This window comes from Nostoc sp. C110, assembly GCF_043099725.1.
Lineage (GTDB): Bacteria > Cyanobacteriota > Cyanobacteriia > Cyanobacteriales > Nostocaceae > Nostoc > Nostoc muscorum_A.
The window spans coordinates 39,562-61,330 of the sequence record NZ_CP171148.1; the positions used below are offsets into that span (position 1 = coordinate 39,562).

The 21,769-nt window shown below is 41.3% G+C and carries 14 protein-coding genes; 10 read left to right on the plus strand and 4 right to left on the minus strand.

Annotation, left to right across the window (positions count from 1 at the left end):
• Window positions 1-85: 85 nt before the first annotated feature.
• The 6 genes from uxaC (at window position 86) to ACFFRD_RS06045 (ending at window position 9,858) form a co-directional block, all read left to right on the plus strand.
• Entirely contained in the window at window positions 86-1,504 is a 1,419-nt protein-coding gene (uxaC, locus tag ACFFRD_RS06020) for a glucuronate isomerase (protein ID WP_392480783.1), read from the plus strand.
• 227 nt (window positions 1,505-1,731) lie between these two features.
• Entirely contained in the window at window positions 1,732-2,568 is an 837-nt protein-coding gene (locus ACFFRD_RS06025) for an SDR family oxidoreductase (RefSeq protein ID WP_392480784.1), read from the plus strand.
• A 2-nt stretch (window positions 2,569-2,570) separates the two neighbouring features.
• Window positions 2,571-3,836, plus strand: a complete 1,266-nt coding sequence (locus tag ACFFRD_RS06030) for a lactate racemase domain-containing protein (protein ID WP_392480785.1) — start codon at window positions 2,571-2,573, stop codon at window positions 3,834-3,836.
• Window positions 3,837-4,430: 594 nt separating this feature from the next.
• Window positions 4,431-4,571 (plus strand): fasciclin domain-containing protein, encoded by a 141-nt coding sequence (locus ACFFRD_RS06035; protein WP_392480787.1) that lies wholly within the window; start codon window positions 4,431-4,433, stop codon window positions 4,569-4,571.
• A 47-nt stretch (window positions 4,572-4,618) separates the two neighbouring features.
• Window positions 4,619-5,053 carry a response regulator gene (locus ACFFRD_RS06040; protein ID WP_392480789.1) on the plus strand — a complete coding sequence of 145 codons (435 nt, stop codon included), beginning with the start codon at window positions 4,619-4,621 and terminating at the stop codon, window positions 5,051-5,053.
• Between the two features lie 572 nt (window positions 5,054-5,625).
• Window positions 5,626-9,858, plus strand: coding sequence for a chemotaxis protein CheB (locus ACFFRD_RS06045; protein ID WP_392480790.1), 4,233 nt, complete (start codon window positions 5,626-5,628; stop codon window positions 9,856-9,858).
• Window positions 9,859-10,177: 319 nt separating this feature from the next.
• Here the strand turns inward: ACFFRD_RS06045 and ACFFRD_RS06050 are convergent, their stop codons facing one another.
• Window positions 10,178-12,511 (minus strand): NACHT domain-containing protein, encoded by a 2,334-nt coding sequence (locus ACFFRD_RS06050; RefSeq protein ID WP_392480791.1) that lies wholly within the window; start codon window positions 12,509-12,511, stop codon window positions 10,178-10,180.
• Between the two features lie 832 nt (window positions 12,512-13,343).
• Entirely contained in the window at window positions 13,344-13,835 is a 492-nt protein-coding gene (gene ruvC / locus ACFFRD_RS06055) for a crossover junction endodeoxyribonuclease RuvC (protein WP_012411616.1), read from the minus strand.
• A gap of 174 nt (window positions 13,836-14,009) precedes the next feature.
• On the opposite strand from ruvC, the gene yvcK reads away from it, so the two are divergent.
• Together yvcK and tsaE are read left to right on the plus strand one after the other, a co-directional pair.
• Complete coding sequence (gene yvcK / locus ACFFRD_RS06060; protein WP_392480792.1) at window positions 14,010-15,398, plus strand: uridine diphosphate-N-acetylglucosamine-binding protein YvcK; 1,389 nt, start codon at window positions 14,010-14,012, stop codon at window positions 15,396-15,398.
• A 7-nt stretch (window positions 15,399-15,405) separates the two neighbouring features.
• Window positions 15,406-15,861 (plus strand): tRNA (adenosine(37)-N6)-threonylcarbamoyltransferase complex ATPase subunit type 1 TsaE, encoded by a 456-nt coding sequence (tsaE, locus tag ACFFRD_RS06065; RefSeq protein ID WP_392483254.1) that lies wholly within the window; start codon window positions 15,406-15,408, stop codon window positions 15,859-15,861.
• 647 nt (window positions 15,862-16,508) lie between these two features.
• On the opposite strand, the gene ACFFRD_RS06070 is transcribed toward tsaE, so the two are convergent.
• Both ACFFRD_RS06070 and ACFFRD_RS06075 read right to left on the minus strand, forming a co-directional pair.
• A complete protein-coding gene (locus ACFFRD_RS06070) occupies window positions 16,509-17,684 on the minus strand; it encodes a patatin-like phospholipase family protein (RefSeq protein ID WP_392480793.1) in 1,176 nt (391 codons plus the stop codon).
• 669 nt (window positions 17,685-18,353) lie between these two features.
• Window positions 18,354-19,673: a dihydroorotase gene (locus ACFFRD_RS06075; RefSeq protein ID WP_114083117.1), complete on the minus strand. Its 1,320-nt coding sequence runs from the start codon at window positions 19,671-19,673 to the stop codon at window positions 18,354-18,356.
• Window positions 19,674-19,943: 270 nt separating this feature from the next.
• Here ACFFRD_RS06075 and lepB point away from each other — a divergent pair, with 270 nt between their 5' ends.
• A complete protein-coding gene (gene lepB / locus ACFFRD_RS06080; RefSeq protein ID WP_114083116.1) occupies window positions 19,944-20,597 on the plus strand; it encodes a signal peptidase I in 654 nt (217 codons plus the stop codon).
• 123 nt (window positions 20,598-20,720) lie between these two features.
• Window positions 20,721-21,503 carry an MOSC domain-containing protein gene (locus tag ACFFRD_RS06085; protein ID WP_392483255.1) on the plus strand — a complete coding sequence of 261 codons (783 nt, stop codon included), beginning with the start codon at window positions 20,721-20,723 and terminating at the stop codon, window positions 21,501-21,503.
• Window positions 21,504-21,769: the final 266 nt, after the last annotated feature.

The following is a 21,769-nucleotide window of genomic DNA, read 5'->3' on the forward strand; positions in this document are numbered from 1 at the left end:
GTTTCAAAATGGACAACTCTTTCCCTGTGTGTAAAGCAAATTATTTACACTCAGCAACACTAAAAATTTTAGCCAAACAAAAAATATGTTAACCAAAAAACCGACTTTATCTCCCGATCGCTGCTTTTCTCCAGAACCAGTTCAAAGACGATTAGCCCATCAATTCTTTGATAGCATATCTGCATTACCTTTGGTCTGCCCACACGGGCACGTAGATCCAGCCCTGTTAGCTAATCCAGCAGCCCGTTTTGGTTCACCAACAGAATTATTTATTATCCCTGACCACTACATTTTGCGGATGCTTTATAGTCGGGGCGTTCCTCTGGAAGCTCTAGGCATACCTGCTCATGATGCACCGCCAGAAACTGACCACCGGAAAATCTGGCAATTGTTCGCCGAACATTTTTATTTATTCCAGGGTACTCCATCAGGGTTGTGGCTCAAAGACGAATTAACTAATGTCTTTGGGGTGGATGAACCATTAAATTCTCGTAATGCTGGACGTATCTATGATTATCTGGAAAGTTTATTAGCCTTATCTGAGTTTTCTCCACGTGCTTTATTCAAACGCTTTAACATCGAAGTGCTTTGTACTACCGATGCAGCCAGTGATAATCTAGAGAATCAGCGATCGCTCCACGAAGAAGGTTTCACTCAAATTAGACCGACTTTTCGACCAGATGCAGTAGTTAACCTAGATGCTCCTGGTTGGCGAGAAAATCTAACCAAATTGGAAAGCAGTATTGGTAGAGAAATTAGCAGTTACGCTACTTTTGTACAAGCTCTAGAAGAACGTCGCACTTTCTTTAAAAAAATGGGCGCAACAGCTACCGATCAAGGTGCAGCTACGCCTTATACCACAAGTCTTTCCGACCAAGAAGCAGAAGCTATCTTTGCAAGAGCATTAATCAGCAAACTGAATCCAGGAGATGTGGAGCAGTTTACCGGTCATATATTCATAGAAATGGCTCGGATGAGTGTAGAAGATGGTTTGGTGATGCAAATGCATTGTGGTGTTATGCGTAACCATAACCCAGCTGTGTTTGAGAGATTTGGATCTGATAAAGGTGCTGATATTCCGCTAAACATAGAATGGACTCAAAATCTGTACCCGTTGTTATCAACTTACGGAAACGATCAACGCTTCCGGTTAATTCTTTTTGGCATGGATGAAAGCACTTATAGCCGAGAACTCGCTCCATTAGCTGGCCATTATCCTACTATATTGCTCGGGCCACCCTGGTGGTTTCACGACAGTGTAAATGGCATGGAACGCTACTTCAATCAGGTAATGGAAACTGCCGGAATCTATAATACTGCTGGGTTTAATGATGATACCCGCGCTTTCGTTTCTATTCCAGCCCGTCATAATGTTTGGCGGCGGGTAGCTTGTAACTGGTTAGCCGGATTGGTAACACGGGGATTAGTTGACGAAGAGGAAGGGTATGATATGGCCCGCGCTTTAGCTTACGACCTTGCTAAAAGTGCTTACAAATTAGACTAATACAAATCAAGCTACTAGGATTAGCCTTCTCAACGTGACTCGTAAAATAAGATTGTTTTTTCTCAGCGCTCTCTGTGTCTCTGCGGTTTAAAAGGAATTTATTGAACCGCAGAGGCGCAGAGGGCACAGAGTAAAGACTTTAAACAGGAATTTATTAACCAAAATTTTTACCCACCTTGAAAGAGCTAGTCCTAATATTGATTTCTTTAATTACGAATTGAAATAAGATGTCAGATTTGATTTTAAATAAACTTTTTAGCCTAAAAGATCGGGTAGCAGTAGTCACAGGCGGTTCTGGTGTACTTGGTGGAGCAATGGCAAGGGGTTTAGCCCTTGCTGGAGCGCGAGTAGTCGTTTTAGGTCGCAATGAAGCACGGGCGAGTGCAGTAGTAGCTGATATTACTGCTAACGGTGGAGAAAGTATGGCTGTATTGGCAGATGTTAGCGATCGCTCCCAATTAGAAATAGCCAGAGATAAAATCATACAGCGTTGGGGTCAAATAGACATCTTGGTAAACTCGGCTGGCGGTAATATTCCGGCTGCCACAATTACCCCTGATGCGACTATTTTTGATATGCCACATACAGCTTTTGAGGAAGTAGTTAGCCTCAACTTACTCGGTACTCTATTGCCTAGCCAAGTTTTTGGTCAAGCAATGGTTGAAAGAAATCAGCCATCTGGTTGTATTGTCAATATTTCTTCTATGTCTGCCATTCGGGTGATTAGTCGAGTGGTTGGCTACTCAGCCGCTAAAGCCGGGATAGATAACTTTACTCGTTGGTTAGCCGTCGAACTTGCCCAGAAGTATGGGGATGGAATGCGAGTAAATGCGATCGCGCCAGGCTTCTTTATTGGGGAACAAAATCGAGATTTACTCTTAAATGCAGACGGTAGTTTGACCGAGCGCGGGCAGAAAATCATCGAGCATACCCCAGCTGGACGCTTCGGAACACCGGACGAATTACTCAGCACCTTGATTTGGTTATGCGGTTCTGGTTCTAGTTTCATCAATGGGGTAGTTATACCAGTAGACGGTGGGTTTAGTATCTACAGTGGAGTTTAATCATGTATTCACTAGCTGTAACTAACGGAACACTTTCCGACGAGCAAATTTCTGGGCTAGTTCATCAAGCTTTGGCAGATCGTCAATTAGATGGACAGCGTATTTTAGTATTAATTCCAGATGGCACTCGTACTGCTCCCATCCCTCAAATATTTCGATTGCTGCATCAGGAGTTGGGTAAAAGAGTTCCAGCTCTAGATTTTTTAATCGCTCTGGGTACACATAATCCTATGAGTGAAGAACAGATTAATCATTTAGTGGGGGTGACACCAAAAGAGCGAGAGACAACCTTTAAAAAAGTTCGCATATTTAACCACCTGTGGAATGAGCCAGATACCTTTATTTCCTGTGGAGTAATTTCGGCAGATGAGATAGCAGAAATTAGCCGGGGAATGCTACATCAGTCCGTTGAAGTCAGGGTTAACAAGCTTGTAACACAGTACGATCTAATAATGATTTGTGGCCCTGTGTTTCCCCACGAAGTTGTCGGTTTTTCTGGTGGAAATAAATACTTTTTTCCCGGTATTGGTGGTCAGGAAGTAATTGATATATCCCACTGGTTAGGTGCTTTAATAACCAGTTACGAAATCATTGGTACATCGGGAATAACACCAGTTCGGCGCTTGATTAACCGAGCCGCTAACCTAATTTCTACACCGAAACTTTGCTTGGCGATGGTGGTTGCACCCAAAACAAATCAGCTAGCAGGACTTTACATAGATAAACCAGAGTCAGCCTGGGAAGCAGCCGCAAAATTATCCGACAAACTGCATATTACTTATGTAAATCAGCCTTTTAAACAAGTGCTTTCAGTAATGCCCGAAATGTATGATGATATTTGGACAGCCGCGAAAGGAATGTACAAGCTAGAGCCAGTAGTGGCTGACGGAGGTGAAGTAATTATATATGCTCCTCACATTACTGAGTTTAGCTACACACACGGTGAAATTCTGTCTCAAATTGGCTACCATGTACGGGATTATTTCCTCAAACAGTGGGATAAATTTCAAGTCTATCCCGGTGGAGTGCTGGCTCATAGCACTCACTTAAAAGGTATGGGTACATTTGATCCTATAGAAGGGGAACAAGCGCGGATTCGTGTCACTTTAGCCACTGGTATTTCTGCTGAACGCTGTGCTGCCCATAACTTAAACTATCGCGATCCAGCGACCATTAGACCTACAGAATGGGCTAACCGTGAGGATGAAGGTATCTTACTTGTGCCGAAAGCTGGCGAAATATTATACCGTCTAACCAGTGATAAGTAAGCCGTCAATTTAGAGATGGCATAGATTTGTACTAGTAGTCTGCCAACCCAAAATTGTTAGGTGAGGGCTGGGAAAAGGGGAAAGGTTAAAGGTTAAAGGAGTAAACATCTTTTCCCTTTCCCCCTTGCCCTTTACCCCGCCAAGTTTCCTTGGCGAACTACTAGCTATTCATAACCCAATCCCCAAGGATAGCTAAAATCTTTAGGGAGACATGAACATTTAATTGTGCAGATATAGCAACTGCTGATGTTGAGCTTCAGGCATGATTGCCTATCAGACGTTCCAAGGATGAATTATCTAGAGTGTTCAATATCATAATTTTTTTTGCTAAATTTATACAAAATATACAAATTATACCCTAATCAAACATTTGTTGAAACATGATCTTTAACAATAGGATGTTAAAGTAAACATTGTTAATAAAAATTCTTTTGAGTGGGTCAAATAAATAGTTGATATTGGCGATGCTGCCATGAAAGCTAGTGTCTTTAGAGGAACTCCAAAAAAGAAATTATCCAATTTTTTGAATCAAAACAACTTTTCCTCCCCCAGCTAATAGCTCCCCTGCCCTAAAAGCAATGGGATATTTTTTGGTTGGAAGTCCCTAATATCCTAGTTGCTGCAATCAAAGCTGCTCAGGAAGTAGACACTTTCAAAAGTAATAGCCCGTTCACCGTTTTTGTGCCTACTGAGGAGACATTTATTGAACTTCAAGCAAGCACAATAGATGTATAGCTTAAGGACATTGCAAAGCTCAATAAAGCCTCATTTTTGAAACTGTGATGTATATAAATAATAAATTTCCTACTCATCCTTCATTTCTTCAAGGGCTGCGAGTACTCCTTGTAGATAATGATGTCAATTTTTGCAATTCTTTAACAGCGATGTTGCAATCCTATAATGTGAAGGTGCAAGAGGCATTTTTAGTCCAGCAAGCTCTGGAAATATTTGTGCAATGGCAACCTGATATCCTCTTGAATGGTATTTCCTCGCCAAAGGAGGATAGCTATGCTCTGATTCGCCAAGTAAGAACACTTACGGGAGAGCGAGGCAAAGCAGTGCCAGCCATCGCTCTGACAGGCGCTGTAACTGAAGATATGTATCAACGTTCTCTCTTAGCTGGGTTTAGTCTATGCGTTGCTAAACCTATAGTTATTGATGATTTTGTTGCTGTACTTGGCATTTTAGCAATTGCCAATAATCTTTATTTGCGCTAATGCTAACTAGCTCTAATTAATGTCTTAAATATAGTAGTCTAAATTTTGATAAGTAATGATATGGCAATACGGTTCGGATAAGCATTTTTCACTTTCCTTATGCTCTGGGGAAAGGGGAAGGGGGAAAGAATATATTCAAAGCTTTCCCCTTCATTGTCAAATTTTTAACTTCCCTAAACTTTATGAATATGGTGTTTTCTCATAAATCATTTAGGATTGCTATACTAATGAACTTGATAAATGATAGGATTAATACAAGGAACTATAAAATGTGTGTTTCGTTTCAATCAGTTTTACTTTTTGATAGCGGAATTATTGGTATTACATTTATTCTAGTTTCATCCTTTTTGGCAGTGATTTAGATCCAGGAAAATTAAAATTGTTTATAGTTTATATTTGTTGAATATTCAGATAAACATTTTTTTGTTTTTCGTAAATAAAATTAGGGTGCTGTTAAGAAAGTAGCAAAGGTCAAAAAATATATTTTCTTCCTGCCTTCTACTTTTATTTGGTAAACCAACTTAAAATATAAACCTTAGTCGCCAAAGCATTGCGGTACTAAACTTCATCCTATGACATCCGATCAACCCTCTGAGCAACCTGTATCTGAATCTACCGCTAATGAAGCGTTCGACGTAGAGCAGCAAGATATTGCAAATGCTTTATTTCCCATCGTTGGCATTGCCGCCTCTGCGGGTGGATTAGAGGCATTTACGCAGGTACTTAAGCACTTGCTTACCGATACAGGGATGGCATTTGTGCTGATTCAACACTTAGACCCTAACCACAAGAGTCTGTTGAGCGAGATTCTAGGAAGAACAACTACAATGCCCGTCAATGAAGTGCGAGACGGCGTGACTGTGGAACCTAACCAGGTCTACATTATCCCGCCTAACACTAAGATGATGCTGTCTGGTGGGGTGTTGCAACTCATGCCGCGAGAGAAAGTTCATGGTAAATATATGCCTGCTGATGCGTTCTTTACTTCATTGGCAGCAGATCGAGGGCACAAAGCGATCGCAGTTGTTCTATCTGGAGCAGATGGAGACGGTTCACTAGGGCTGAAAGCAATCAAAGCAGCTGGAGGCGTGACTTTTGCTCAGTGTGAAGACACAGCAAAATTCGATAGTATGCCCAATACTGCTGTTGCCACCGGGAATGTGGATTTTGTGCTACCGCCGCAAAAAATCGCCGAGGAACTGGTAAACCTCAGTCGCAATCCTTTTATTTCTAACTCTTTGCCACCGATCGCAGTTGATAAATTGCCCGAACAGGGAGATGCCCTGGCGACTATATTTGTATTATTGCGATCGCAAACAGGCGTTGACTTCAGCCACTACAAGCCCAACACCCTTGATCGCCGAATCCAGCGGCGAATGCTGTTGTATAAACTAGAACGCTTGGAGGATTATGCCGAGTATTTGCAAAACAATCCCAGTGAAGTCAAGGCGCTCTATGAAGAAATTCTGATCCACGTCACCCATTTTTTCCGCGATCCCGAAGCATTTGAACTGTTGAAAGAGCGAGTCTTTCCTACCATCATCGAAAACAAATCAGCAGAGTTGCCGATTCGGATTTGGGTAGCTGGGTGTTCGACGGGCGAAGAAGTGTATTCCATCGCTATCTCCTTGCTGGAGTTTTTGTCAAATAAAGTAACCTCGCCGCCGATCCAAATTTTTGCCACAGACATCAGCGAGATCGCGATTGACAAAGCGAGAACGGGTATTTATGCAGAGAATCAAATGGTGGAAGTCTCACCAGAGATCCGCCGCAGATTTTTTAATGCCCTTGAGGGCGGTGGATATCAAATTAGCAAAGCTGTCCGTGAACTGTGTGTGTTTGCCCGACAAGACTTGGGCAGCGATCCCCCTTTTTCTAACTTAGATTTAATTAGCTGCCGGAATGTACTGATTTACTTGGACGAAACGTTGCAAAAACGGATATTGCCCATCTTTCATTACAGTCTTAATCCGACTGGCTTCTTGCTGCTAGGGACTTCAGAAAGCACAGGTAAATATTCGGATTTGTTTATTCAGATTGACAAAAAGTATAAAATCTATACCAAAAAGCTAACTGCAATTCGTCCAACTTTTTCGTTCATTACTAGCAATTATCCGATAGTAAAAGTGGACGAATCAAAGCCGACCGATGAATTCTCATCGGATGAGTTTGATTTAGAGAAAAAAACTGACCAACTAATCTTGAATCACTATGCCCCAGTAGGTGTGGTGATTAATGACAAGATGGACGTGCTGCAATTTCGGGGAGAAATCGATCTCTACCTCAAACTTGTACCTGGGAAACCGAGTCTTAACTTATTCAAAATGGTGCGCGAGGGTTTGCTCATCGAGCTACGGGCGACAATTTATCAGGCACAACGGCAAAAATTTCTAGTTAGAAGAGAAGGGTTACAGATTGAAGAGGGCGGTCTTTCAAAAATCATCAATCTTGAGGTGATTCCATTCAAGCCTGGGACTGGCGAAGAACTCTACTTTCTGGTTTTATTTGAATCAGCCCCACTCACAATTAACAACCCCAGCACAGTAAATCCTGAGAGCGAAGAGCAGTCAGACTTAGCGCAGGAGATTGTTCAGCTAAGGCTTGAACTTGCAACCGCCATCAAAGAGCGGGCTGCAACTCAAGAATATCTACAAGCGGTGATCCAAGAGCAGGAGCATATCAATCAAGATTTGAAAGTTGCCAATGAAGAAATCCTGTCGAGTAATGAAGAGTTGCAAAGCACTAATGAGGAGCTAGAAACTGCCAAAGAAGAGATTCAGGCAACCAACGAAGAACTCAACACCACTAATGAAGAACTTCGTAGTCGAAATCTGGAATTACACCAAGTCAACAACGATCTCACGAATTTACTTGCCAGTATTAATATTCCCATTTTGATATTGACTTTGGACTTACGCATTCGACGTTTTACGCCAATGGCGCAGCGACTTTTCAATTTGATTCCCACCGATGCTGGACGACCTTTGAGCGACATCAGAGCAAATCTCGATGTTCCTGAGTTAGAAACTATAATTTTGGAGGTTCTTGACACACTCAGCATCAAAGAATTAGAAGTCCAAACTCTGGGGGGACATTGGTACAACCTCCGCATCCGTCCTTATCGCACTACAGAAAACAAGATTGACGGTGTAGTGTTGGTGTTAATAGATATTGATGTTCTCAAACGCAGTGCCGCAACCTTAGAACAAGCCCGGAATTACGCTGAAGCGATTGTGGAGACGGTACAAGTGCCGTTAATCGTGCTTGATTCTGATTTGCGGGTGAACAAAGCCAATCGCTCGTTTTATGAAACATTTCAGGTTTCACCATCAGAGACAGCCCAATCTCTGATTTTTGAACTAGGGAACGGTCAATGGAACCTGCCCGAACTGCGATCGCTCTTAGAAGACATCCTTGCCAACGATACCAGTATTCAAAACTTGGAGGTAGAGCATCGTTTTGAGCGGATTGGGCAGAAAACCATGCTGCTCAATGGTTGGAAAATTATTCAAGAGGGAGATGCCCACAGGATTTTGCTGACCATTGAAGATATCAGCGATCGCAAACAGTTAGAGTTAGAGCGATCCGAGCTTCTAGCACAAGAGCAGTCAGCCCGTCAACAGGCGGAAATTGCCAACCGAGCCAAAGATGAATTCCTGTCGAACCTCTCCCATGAACTTCGTAATCCGCTCAATACTATACTGGGCTGGGCGCAACTTTTCCGTACCCGCGATTTAGATTCTTCAGCAGTCATTCGTGCCTGGGAAGTGATCGAGCGGAGTGCTAAGGTGCAAGCTCAGTTAATCGATGATATGCTGGATGTCTCACGGATTACGAGTGGAAAGCTTCATTTAAATACTCGTCTAATTGATCTAGCTTCAGTAGTGGATGCCGCCATTGAGTCTATCGAATTGTCCGCAGAGGCGAAAAGCATTCAGATTGTTTCACAGTTGAACTCGGCGACGGTTGTCGGAGATTTTGACCGTTTACAGCAAGTTCTGTGGAATTTACTTTCTAATGCGATTAAGTTCACTCCAGTCGGTGGGCGAGTGGGAATCATGCTCGAAGCTGTATATACTCATGCTGAAATTCGAGTCAGCGACACAGGAATTGGCATCCGGGCAGACTTGCTGCCTTATGTTTTTGATCGCTTCCGCCAAGGAGATTCCAGCAGCAGCAAAACAAGTCAGGGACTTGGATTAGGCTTGTCAATCGTCCGTCATCTTGTCGAACTTCACGGTGGAACAGTTCAAGCGCAAAGTCCAGGTGAGGGACAAGGAACCACGATTGTTGTCAGGCTGCCTCTGCGCTCAATGCCACCGGAGATTACACCGCCAAGTTATTTAGAGCCGATCGTTTTGTCAGAGACTCAGCACACATTAAATGGTAAAAATCCACCCTTGAGCCTTGAAGGATTATGCATCTTGGCTGTAGACGATCAAGCGGATAGCCGCGACTTAATCAAGTCGATGTTAGAAAATTTCGGGGCTGAAGTAGTGGTTGTGACATCGGCAAGGGAAGCGATCGCTGCTTTAACTGAATCTCCTGGCAAATATGATGTGCTTCTAGCAGATATTGGAATGCCAGAGGAAGATGGTTTCTCCCTGATTCGTCAGGTAAGAGCGCTTGAAGCTGAAGCTGGGGGACAAATTCCAGCAGTAGCAATCACTGCCTATGCCACCGAACAAGAGCGGCAAAAGGCAATTGATGCTGGTTTCCAAATGCATCTAGCTAAACCGATTGACCTTAATCAATTAGTATTGATGATTGCAAATTTGACTGAACGAGGCACAGATAATTCGTAATTCGTAATTCGTAATTCGTAATTGAGGTACAGAGCAACTAATTTTAACGTGAGTTCGACGAATCTCTCCCTCCCAGCCTCCCTCTCCGAAACGGAAAGGGAGGAGTAGCGAAAAATTCAGCTTTTGCTCCCCTCTCCGTGTCGGAGAGGGGTTGGGGGAGAGGTCAAATAATACTTGTCGAACTCACGTTAATTTTAATTATGAAAAAGTAAAAAATGTGCGGTGTCCAGATCCTCGACTTTTCAAAGAAGTCGGGGATTTAATTTTTCACGAATGATTTAGAATTGCTTGGGTACAAGAAGCAAAAGGGAAAGACTCACTACAACTTCTCCTTTGCTCCCTGCCCCATGCCCCCTGCCCCCTGCCATTCCTGCTTGGAGAGTTCTTTTCTCGGCAACAACAAACTAGCTTCAATCTCCTGGCGCACAACGCCTGTTACCTCACAGTTGCTATTGAGGCAATCGAGAAGCAACTGATTGGCATCGTAATATTGTTGCAATACTTGCTGTTGCTGTGGGCTGAAGTGCCAGTGATGTTCAATGTTTCGATGCTTGGCGATCGCAGTTTTTAACTGTTCCATCCAAGCAGGATAACTTGTTTGCCACCATGTCTGAATGCTTTCTCTACTTTGTTCTGGATCGGGCAGTAGGTCTTTAAGTTGTTGTAAAGCTTGATGTAAGCCAGCATCTTGAGCGATCGCTAAAGCATAACTCAAAGCATCGTCGCAGGCATCGGCATCGGCAAAATTAGATTTGCATTCCATTACTAGGTTATCTAATGCCGCATCCAAAAAAATATCCTGATCAAGGATGCAGACAAGAGCAAAGGGCGATATCAAGTGAGGAGTTCGAGCCAGAGTAAGGTAAAACGCACGAATCGCAATAGGCTGGGGGGGAGTGGCAAGGGACTTGTGATTTGCCCAAGTTAGAAATTTTTGCAAATATGGATCTTGAGCCACTAGCGCATCAACTTCTTGCTTCATCAACAGTACTAAGAAATCTGCACTCCGCAGCATGGCAACCGTTAACAAAAAGATTTCGCGCCATCTGGGTTCAGTAATATGACTCACCAGACGTTCTAACGGTCGTTCTAATGCTTGTAAATTATAACTGGCAACGATTTTTCGAGCAGTCAGATATTCTTGAAACGTCAAATAAGAGAAGGAGAAAATTCCCCGCACTCGTTCTGCTAGTAATCCATGTTGTAACTCTATCGCCTGAAGTACCCCTTCACTATCTAATTGCAATTCCTCTGGTTCCGTCGAAGCATTCGGTAAATCACAGATATAATCGCTAATGTATTGTTCAACAATGCGTTGTTCAAAAAAGTAATTACCCTGGTCAAATGTCGCGCTAGCAACCTGACTCAGCAACTTCAGATTTTGTGATAATAAGAAACCTTCGTACACTTCATCCCGTTCAATTGCTTTGGTTTCATCCCATTTGCCCAGCAGGAGGTATAAACATTGCTTATAAAACGCAATTTTTTGGTTTGGGAATTTGTTCTGGTGATGAAAAACCCAGCAAGCGAGATGTAAAAACAAGGGGGAGACGGCAAGTCTACGAAATTGTAAGTTTTCCGGTAAATCTAGTTTCTTAATAAACTCAATTGCCTGTCCTTGTTTATTCTGGATGTTCGTTTTTGTAAGTGCTGTAAACCACTTCTGAGCAAAAGCAACAATTTGGTCTTGACTAAATGGGGCAATTTCAACATCTGTAAAGCGTTTAAGGTTAAAAGCTTTAGCCGCCGTGCGGCAGGTGACGACAAATATATTCTTTTGATACTTTTCAGAGAATCTGCGAATCTCATTGGCGACACCCTTCCTTTCTTGATGAAGCACTTCATCTAATCCATCCAGCAACAGCAACACTCTACCTGACAACAACAAAGTTTCCAGCACAGATGGATCTGCAATCCCACAGGTAAGGAATTCTTTGCAAATATAGTTAAGTAAATTGAACTCTCCTGCTTCTCTAGATTCGTCGGCAAAATCTCTTAAGGTGACAAAAATGGCAACCCGATTTGCAGCAAATCTACCTCGGTTGCATTGAATCGCTAGATGTTGTAAAAAAGTGGTTTTACCTGCTCCCGGTTTACCCAACACCCGTAGCTTTGAGTAAGTTTGAACTGCCGTGATCCCTGCGATTTCTATTTGGGATACTTCACCTAAACCAAAGCGATCAAATTCTTTTGATGTAAACTTTTGCAAGTCAGAAAACTCTAACCACTGAAGGCTTGCAATCTCCTCCAAAATGTTGACATCTATGTAAATGTCGTCGATTCTAACGGGGCGACTAACATCTAATAACTGCAAAGTGCCGCACTGGTCTTGAATTTTGTCAAAGCGTTGCGATCGCACAAATTGTACTAGAGCATCAATATCTAAAAATTCAGCAGCACTAAGTTCTTTTGATTCAGAAAATTCTTCTGGAGGATTAGCCGCAATCTCGCGCCAATTCAACGACAACACCGAACAAATTTCTATAAAGATATGACGGTCAACCGAACGCCCAGTAAAAAACCGCCAAATTGGTTGGCGAGTCTTTAAGTTGACTTCAAAAGCCAAATTATCTTGTGTCCACCCTTTATGAGCGAACGCTTTTTTGGCTTGTTCAATCCCGGTAACTGATGCTTCGAGCGATCGCTTGACCATAGAAGCTTACACATCGGATAAAAATTCTTCAAGTTGACATTATTGCAACATATAATTTCGGAACTACTTAGAAACTAATTTAGCTATTTTTAAGTGCTAATAATTTATTTAAAGAATCTTCGGACAATATCCTATCATTGCATTTTTCAGTAAAATTTGAGTAATTAAAGTATGTTTTATAACTTTGTATTGGGTGGCCGAGAAAGTTTTTGTATATCTAGTACCTCTAGTGGTGCGGCAAGTCTCAAATTTATGTACGATTGAGTACTCATTATTGTACCACTTCTGTATACTTGTGTATAAAGTTAGCTTGTTATAATTAATGTTTAAATAACTTAGCTCAAGCTTATGATTTAGAGGTTTATGTGCCGACATGAGGCTTAGATTCTCAAGTCCTTTTATTGTGTTGCTAGCTGGCTTTTTAAATATAATTGACTCTCAGATGTTTTATTAACGCAAACGTATTTAAAACATAAGATTTTTTCTTTATTTAAATAGTTATAGCGTTTTATTGTCAAGCCTACTTATTAAGCAAAATCCTTATTAACAAGAAATAATACATGTGCAACTTTGCCAGCATCAGAAATTCAATTCCGTGCAAATGCTGGATGAATAAATGGTGAAACACCACACCCAATTGAAAATTTGCTGCAAAACAATCAGTGTCGGATCTGAATCCCTCACTGATAGCGTAGCGGTAGCGAGTCCACGTACTCTTACAGAGAAGCAAGCTACGCGCAGCGTCTCGTAGAGAGCGTCTTGATTCTGACGAATATATTCTCACTTAAGAAGTTTATTGTTCATTTTAGAACTTTATTCTTTGTGTACACACTTACAACTGATAAGAAGCGGTCAAAGCTACCGCCAAAGCATCAGCAGCATCATCTGGCTTGGGAATTTCATCTAAATCTAACTCCCGTGCTACCGCCTCTTGCACATCTAACTTATCTGCATTGCCATATCCCGTTAAAGCTTGTTTAATTTGAGCCGGAGTAAACTCTACATAAGGAAGACGACGCTGGCCTAACACCAAAATTAATACACCCCGCGCCTGTGCAACCAAAATTGTACTTGACATCCGATAGAAGAATAGTTTCTCGATCGCAACCAAATCTGGTTGAAATTCCTCCATTACGGTGTGTAAATCATCAAACAAGGTACATAGCCTCAGTCCCATTTCTACATCTGCTGACGTTTTAATTACCCCGAAATCCAGCATATTGACTGTAGTTTCTGGCACCTTGTTGGCAATTTGTGTGCAGGTAATTACCCCAAACCCTAAAGTTGCCAGTCCTGGATCTAATCCTAAAATTCGTTTTTCCATTCAATTCACTTTTACTAAACCAGGGTATTGTTTAACTAGGAATACTGGCAATCTTGACCACTCGCTCTTAGTCTAATGGAATTGACAAATATAATAGTTTCACGCCTAGTGTTAAAAACCAAGTGGTGTACATTTTCTGTTAATTATTGTTTGTAGCACTGCTGTAAATCAGGTATGTCAATTGGTTTTCTCAGACAAGCCCTCAACGCCCTGCAAAAGCAGTCGCGTTCTCGAACTTCCTATCGGGTTAACCAGTGGTTCAAATGGTTATCCCCTGGACTATCGGTAAAACGTTGGTTGTTGATAAGTATTGGGGGTGTACTCCTGGCGAGTTTGGGGTTAGCTATTTGGGTTAAGCTGACCCCAATTTTTTGGATGATCGAGTTGTTTAGGGGTTTCCTTGGAGTAATCACCAACATCTTACCCAACTATATCAGTGGGCCTTTGGTGCTGCTGGGGGGATTGCTGTTAGTGCTTTGGGGACAAACTCGTACTGTCGGCTCAATTACTAAGGTACTAAGGGCAGAAGGTGGAGAAGAACTCATCGATGTCTTGCTGGCACATCATCGATTGTACCGAGGCCCAAAAATAGTAGTAATTGGTGGTGGTACGGGGCTTTCTACGTTGTTGAGGGGACTAAAAACCTACAGCGCTAATATTACTGCTATTGTCACTGTCGCCGATGATGGTGGATCTTCTGGGCGGTTGCGTCAAGAATTTGGAGTGTTACCACCAGGGGATATTCGCAATTGTTTGGCTGCACTAGCAGATGAAGAAAAGTTGTTAACAGAATTGTTTCAATACCGATTTCGGGCTGGAGATGGGTTAACAGGTCACAGTTTTGGCAATTTGTTTTTAACGGCAATGAGTGATATTACTGGAGATTTAGAACAAGCAGTTGCAGCCAGTTCTAAGGTGCTAGCGGTACGGGGACAAGTACTACCGGCAACTCTCAGTGATGTTCGCCTCTGGGCAGAATTAACCGATGGTCGCCGCATTGAGGGCGAGTCTAGCATTCCTAAAGCTGGAGGTAAAATTGTCAAAATTGGCTGTATTCCAGCTAATCCTCCGGCAGTGCCAGCAGCGATTAAAGCAATTAAAGAAGCTGATTACATTATTATTGGGCCAGGTAGTCTTTATACAAGTCTCATTCCTAATTTATTAGTACCAGAAATTGCCGATGCGATCGCTCAAACAGATGCCCCCCGTATTTATATCTGCAATATCATGACTCAGCCAGGAGAAACTGAAGGCTACACTGTTGCAGATCACATTAGAGCAATTGATGCTGCTTGTGGGGAAAGACAGCTATTTGATGCTGTGCTAATCCACAAAAAATCTCCCTCAGAGCAATCACTCATCCGCTACGCCGAACAAAACTCCCATCCCGTTTTCCTAGATAGAGAAGCCGTAACTCAACTAGGGCGAAGGATTGTTGCAGCTAATGTTTTATATGAAGATGAAACGGGTTTTGTCCGTCACAATCCGCAGAAACTAGCACAAGTGTTGTTGCGGTGGTACGGTAGAGGTCATTATGGAAAAAGGAGAAATATCACGTCTTGACTCGGTTATGAAAATTTTTCTTGCAGATACAGAGGCGACGCTACGCTTAGGTATTACTCTCGGTCAATCCCTGACTGCTGGCAGTGTAATTTTACTTGAAGGTGATTTAGGCGCTGGTAAAACTACCTTAGTTCAAGGTATTGGTAAGGGTTTGGGAATTGCTGAATCTATTGTCAGTCCCACTTTCACCCTGATTAATGAGTACACAGAAGGACGGCTCCCCCTTTACCACCTAGATTTATATCGCTTAGAACCACAAGAAGTTGCAGCCCTAAATTTAGAAAGTTATTGGGAAGGTATTGAGGTCATACCAGGAATTGTGGCAGTTGAATGGGCGGAACGATTGCCCTACAAACCAGATAGTTATCTAAGTGTGAGTTTGACTTATGAGGATGGGGGTACTCGTCAAGTCGAACTTATACCATTCAATTGTGCCCTTAGTGAAGCCATTGCTGCTATCTAAGCTCATATCCCGACCGAAGTACAAGATATTTCACTTTTTTAGATCGCAACACTAAAAAATTTTTGCTAATAGTTGAGGGAGAACTTCACACTCCTTCTATCTGCCACTACCACGCTCACCACTGTAAATCACTAACATTGTTATCTCAACCCAAAATAAGTGAAAAATTTTTGTAACAGCAGCTTGATTACTGCAATAATCAGTTAAAAAACTGATTTAGATAGTGTATGAATTAAGAAAAGGTAAACTGTTGTTGGGTTAAATGAGAGTTTTGCAGCACCTAGTCAGCTTGATTTAATCTGATTGGTTCTCTACTCTCATTAAGAGAACAAATCTGGATTATTTAGCAGTCAAAGCTAGTAGAAAAAAGTTAAATAACATCAAGCTATCTAGAAGTTATCTAACTTTTCCTTATACTCAATATACCCAAACTAAAGTCACAATGTATACACAATAATACTGATTTATATAATAATTAAAAAATTAATTTAAGTAATTGTAAATACCAATAAATTCTTTTATTGACATCTGTAATTATCACTCTTAGCAGATTTAAATAAAACATCTCGTATTTCTACATAACTATCGTAGAAATACGAGATGTTTTATCTTATGTTAGTTGACATTAATATATCTACGTGGATGCACTAGTTTTCTCTAATGAAAGAAGCGATCGCTTTTTTTATCGGTAAGCCAGAGTCATCCCTGGTATAGTACGTAAGGCCTTGATCAATAAATGCCGAGGTAGTATCTATTAACTGCTGAATAATCTCTGGACTAGTATTATCTATTTCTTGAGTAACTTTTTTGCCTGTAAATCGGTTTTTTCGAGCTTCTGGAGGTAATACAATCCGAGGATCTTTATAAGTTTCTTTTGGCTTGGGTTTAAATGTCTCATTTAATTCAAACTGAAGACGCAAGTAACGTTTAGACTCGTATCCACCCATGATTTGACGGCAAATTGTGCTATCAATCTCTGATGTAGGTTCCATAAAGATATTAGTCAAATTTTGTACCCAATCTAAGCCTTTCCATTTACTTATTTGCTTATATTGATATGGCTCACCAGTTTGACCTGTGCCAAGAGAAAGGATAGAAATATCTTCCAATCGCAGATTATTTAGTTTATATTTTTGCTTTATTTCTGGAGATACTGAAGACTGGCTGATCCTCATAACTAAACTCAAAGCTGCAAGACAGGGATTGTTAGCAGAAACTCCTCCATCAATGTGTGGAAATTCCCAATCGCCAAACTTTTCTTTATCTACAGGTTCTAATTTATATGGCGGGAAAAAAGTAGGTGCAGAGGCAGAAGCGGTACATATCTCCCATAAATAACAGTCATCGTACCATCTGTCTCCTAGATCGGGATGACAGTTTGTAAAAAAGGTTGTATTGCGATATAGCGTATCGTAAGCCAAAATCAAGATAATAGGTTTTTCAACATCTTTTATTCTTGTGTATTTATAAGCATCTTTGAGGACACTAATAATTCCATCATGAGAATATTTAGATGCTGAAAATACATCAAGAATTGATTTGATAACGGACGGCAAATTTTTATAGAGTTCTTTTCTATTCGCCGGAAAGATATCTTTACCTTTATCTATATACATTTTAATAAGTTCATCACTTGTCTTTCCTACAGCAATCCCTCCTGTCAATATTGAACCAGTAGAAGTGCCAGCAATGAGGTCAAAGTATTCGTGTAAGAAGTTCCCTTTACCCTGGTTTCTAATTTCTTGTTCTACTTGTTTAAGCATTCGGGCTGCAATAACTCCCCGAATACCGCCACCATCTAAAGCTAAAATTTTGAAGGACATAGCAATTCTCCTTGATTATTTCTACGGTTATCTTTTCGGGCATAGTTTCTGGTAAATACATGACCTGGATGAAGGTCATATATGTTTCATTTTGTTTACTCCTATCCAGCTGTAAGATTTAACGAACCGCCTTCACTACGAGATACTACGCGTAGCTTGCTTTCCCATAAAGGTAGGCGCAACGTCTCGTTAGATAATGTTTTAAAAGTCTCCTTATCGGTATCGAAAGTTCTAGATCCCCCCTAACCCCCCTTAAAAATGGGGGAACCGGAATCAAAGTCCCCCTTTTTAAGGGGGATTTAGGGGAATCTAAAAGTGCCTAAAGTCAGAGCGAAACACTTTTCAACAACCTCTTAGAGAAGGACACCAAGTAGGGAAAACGAAGATTAAATAGCTAATCTTATAGCCGTAAGGAGGGAGTTATTGAAGATTTGACTTCAAACACTTATAAATAAATTCAGAGTTTCGTGTTGCAATTTTTGATACAGCAACAAGTCAATACCCTTTGGTTAAAAGGGTAAAGAAGGAAAAACAAAGATTTTCGTCTTTTAGCTTTAACCAAACCGCATTGGTCTAGTCTTAACTCTGGATAGATGAAAATCTTGCCTATTCAAGTATGGCTTTGATGTATAAATATCTGTCTACTACATAAGCTTAAATAAACATTTGCTACAAGAAAGTTAAAGCTTGACCCCGCACTTGGGTATTTACTTGACCTTTCTCGTAAACTATCTCACCGCCGACAATGGTAGTTGTAGCCCAGCCTGTGAGGTTCCAGCCTTCAAATGGACTCCAATGGCATTTGGTTAAAAGTTCCTCACGCCGGACTGGACGGTATGTATTTAAATCTACAAGCACTAAATCAGCATCATAACCAGGTGCGATCGCTCCTTTATTGGGAATACCATAAGCCACAGCTACATTCTTAGACATCCAGTTGACAACTTGGGAAACAGTACACTTTCCCTCCATCGCCGCAGTTAACATCAAAGCTAGGGAAGTTTCCACCCCAGGCATTCCTGAAGGAGTATTGGGGTATTCTTGAGCTTTTTCTTCTAAGGTGTGGGGTGCGTGATCTGTAGCGATGAAATCAATCACGCCATCGCGTAAAGCTTGCCAAAGGACTTCGTTATCGTGGGGCGATCGCAAAGGTGGATTCATCTGTGCTAAAGTACCAATCTTTTCATAAGCACTGGTGTTCAACACCAAATGCTGTGGCGTTACCTCTGCTGTCACCCAACTAGGTTTCTCTTGACGCAACAAATCTGCTTCTTCGGCTGTTGACAAATGGAGAATATGCAGACGACGGTGATATTTTTGAGAAAGTTTTAATGCCAGTTGGGTTGCCAACAAAGCCGCTTGATTATCTTGAATTTGTGAGTGAACGGCTGGATCGTGAATGTTGGCAAATTCTTGGCGGCGTTGGTTGATTCTAGCTTGGTCTTCGGCATGAACAGCAATCAAGCGATCGCCTTTAGCAAATATCGTCTCCAGTGCTGTTTCACCATCAACCAGCAACTGACCGTGCATCGACCCCATGAAAATTTTAATTCCCGGTGTGGGTTTGGCCAAAAGCAAGTCTGGAAGATTCTCTGCTGTTGCCCCAATAAAAAAGCCATAATTAACCAAGGACTTTTGTGAGGCCCGTTCTAGCTTGTCGTCTAAAGCTTGCTGTGTCGTTGTTAGGGGGCGCGTATTAGGCATTTCTAAAAATGAAGTGACTCCACCTTTAGCGCAGGCACAACTGGCGGTGAATAAATCTTCCTTGTGTTCTAAACCAGGTTCCCGGAAATGTACCTGTGGATCAATCACTCCCGGCAACAAAGTTAACCCTTCTGCGTCAATTTCAGTGACTACTGCTGTTTGGGAGATTTCTGGCGCAACTTCGACTATTTGGCGATCGCGGGTCAACACATCCCCAATCATCATTTCACCATTGGGTAGGACTATGCGAGCGCGACGAATCAGTAAAATTTGTGGAGATGACATAAGGCTAACTTTTTTAGGCAGGGAGCTATATATTACAGATAACTATGCTTTTAGGTTAAACTTAGTCGCGCTCTGAGTGTTAATTTTTTTGCTGACCGTTAAAAAAAAGTTTATTTTTAATCTATGAAGAACCCCCTTTATCAATAATCTAAAATTGGTAGTCAAGATGCGAACATAACCAGGAAATTAAAATTTTCCCGTTAAGATTAACAGATAAAGTCTCACTAGGCGAGTTAATTACCTACATCTTTCCTTCAGTTAAGTAATTTCATGCAAAATCAAGTGTCTGATAACAACTCTAGTCAACAACCCGATAATTCCTGGATCGCAGAGCTAGGTAGAACAATTGTATTGAGTATTGTTCTAGCTCTGGGAATTCGTACCTTTGTTGCTGAAGCACGCTGGATTCCTTCTGGGTCAATGGAACCCACTCTGCATGGTACGCCAAACCAGTGGGAAGCAGACAAAATCATTGTCGATAAGTTGAAATATAAATTTGCTGACCCGCAGCGTGGAGATATCGTAGTATTTTCACCCACGAAAGAGTTACAAAAAGAACAATACCAGGATGCTTTTATTAAAAGAGTAATTGGCTTACCTGGAGAACAAGTACAACTCAGAGATGGCAAGGTCTATATTAATAACAAACCCCTTCCAGAAACTAATTATCTCAGTTCTGGTCAAAGCACAGTTATTAATGTTTGCCAATCAGGGCCACAGCCACCTTTTTTGGAAAAACCCCAGACTATACCAGATGATTCATATTTAGTACTAGGTGATAATCGTAACAATAGTTATGATGGACGCTGCTGGGGTGTTGTCCCTCGCCAGAATATTATTGGCCGGGCTGTAGTTCGTTTTTGGCCTCTAAATCATGTTGGAGGAATAGATAAAGTACCACCATATCCCCAAACAACCCGATAACAGATAATTTAGCTTGATGCTTTTGCTCAAGAATAATTTAGTAAGGTGGATGAATCACAAAATAATTTTAGATTGGTGATTTAGCAGTCCCTAATCTAAAATCTAAAATCTAAAATTACTATGATGCCTTACCTAGCCAAGATTTTACTGTATCCAGTAAAATCACTGGATGGTGTTGAAGTTGAAAAGGTTGGAGTTCTTGCCAGTGGCGCACTACAGCATGACCGCGAGTTTGCCATCTTTGACGAGCGGGATAAATTTGTCAATGGCAAGCGTCATGCTAAAATCCATTTACTAAGGGCGCAATTTGCACTATTCAATAGAACTATTTCGCTACAAATCCCAGGCGGCGACTCACAACAAGTTTTTCATCTGGATGACGAACGGCAAGCCCTAGAAGCAACTTTGAGTAATTATTTTGAGTTTGCTGTTACATTAAGGCAAAACTCTCTGATGGGCTTTCCTGACGATACCCACTCGCCAGGCCCAACGGTAATTAGTACAGCAACGTTGACAGAAGTAGCTTCTTGGTTTCCCGGTTTAAGTGTAGATGAAATACGCCGTCGGATGCGTGCCAATATCGAGATTGATGGTGTACAAGCATTTTGGGAAGATCGGCTATTTAGCGAACAAGGTGATTTAGTCTCCTTTCGAGTGGGAGATGTAGATTTTTTTGGGGTTAATCCATGCCAGCGTTGTATAGTTCCAACACGCGATTCTTACTCAGGGGAAGCTTACCCAAGCTTTCAAAAAATATTTGCAACCCAGAGGCAAGCAACTCTGCCTAATTGGGTTGCTTCATCGCCTTTTAATCACTTTTACAGATTGAGTGTTAATACTCAATTGCCTATATCCTCAGCCGGAAAAATTTTACAAATCGGTGATAAAGTTGACATACTTCTATAAGAAAATTAACATTTATTTACAATAAAAAACACTAAGTAAATTTTCTTGGATTTTTTTTGTTATTACTATGTATTTGCATGAAAATTTTAAAATTGTTGTAGTTAGATATAGGTTTTTGTGCAAGTCCAGAGGTTTCGAGACTGGAAAATCAAGACCTCAGCAATTAGAAATTAAATTTAGGATTAGGTGCTAATGGCAACCTGAATTTTAGAATGGCATACTGTAGCTTATCGGTTAAATTTCAGTTGTTCTGAGTAAATGTACTG

Bases quoted from the DNA above. Each gene is read 5' to 3' on its own strand.
- uxaC (WP_392480783.1), top strand. From the start codon at position 86: ATGTTAACCAAAAAACCGACTTTATCTCCCGATCGCTGCTTTTCTCCA.
- ACFFRD_RS06025 (WP_392480784.1), top strand. From the start codon at position 1,732: ATGTCAGATTTGATTTTAAATAAACTTTTTAGCCTAAAAGATCGGGTA.
- ACFFRD_RS06030 (WP_392480785.1), top strand. From the start codon at position 2,571: ATGTATTCACTAGCTGTAACTAACGGAACACTTTCCGACGAGCAAATT.
- ACFFRD_RS06040 (WP_392480789.1), top strand. From the start codon at position 4,619: ATGTATATAAATAATAAATTTCCTACTCATCCTTCATTTCTTCAAGGG.
- ACFFRD_RS06045 (WP_392480790.1), top strand. From the start codon at position 5,626: ATGACATCCGATCAACCCTCTGAGCAACCTGTATCTGAATCTACCGCT.
- ACFFRD_RS06050 (WP_392480791.1), bottom strand. From the start codon at position 12,511: ATGGTCAAGCGATCGCTCGAAGCATCAGTTACCGGGATTGAACAAGCC.
- ruvC (WP_012411616.1), bottom strand. From the start codon at position 13,835: ATGGAAAAACGAATTTTAGGATTAGATCCAGGACTGGCAACTTTAGGG.
- yvcK (WP_392480792.1), top strand. From the start codon at position 14,010: ATGTCAATTGGTTTTCTCAGACAAGCCCTCAACGCCCTGCAAAAGCAG.
- tsaE (WP_392483254.1), top strand. From the start codon at position 15,406: ATGAAAATTTTTCTTGCAGATACAGAGGCGACGCTACGCTTAGGTATT.
- ACFFRD_RS06070 (WP_392480793.1), bottom strand. From the start codon at position 17,684: ATGTCCTTCAAAATTTTAGCTTTAGATGGTGGCGGTATTCGGGGAGTT.
- ACFFRD_RS06075 (WP_114083117.1), bottom strand. From the start codon at position 19,673: ATGTCATCTCCACAAATTTTACTGATTCGTCGCGCTCGCATAGTCCTA.
- lepB (WP_114083116.1), top strand. From the start codon at position 19,944: ATGCAAAATCAAGTGTCTGATAACAACTCTAGTCAACAACCCGATAAT.
- ACFFRD_RS06085 (WP_392483255.1), top strand. From the start codon at position 20,721: ATGCCTTACCTAGCCAAGATTTTACTGTATCCAGTAAAATCACTGGAT.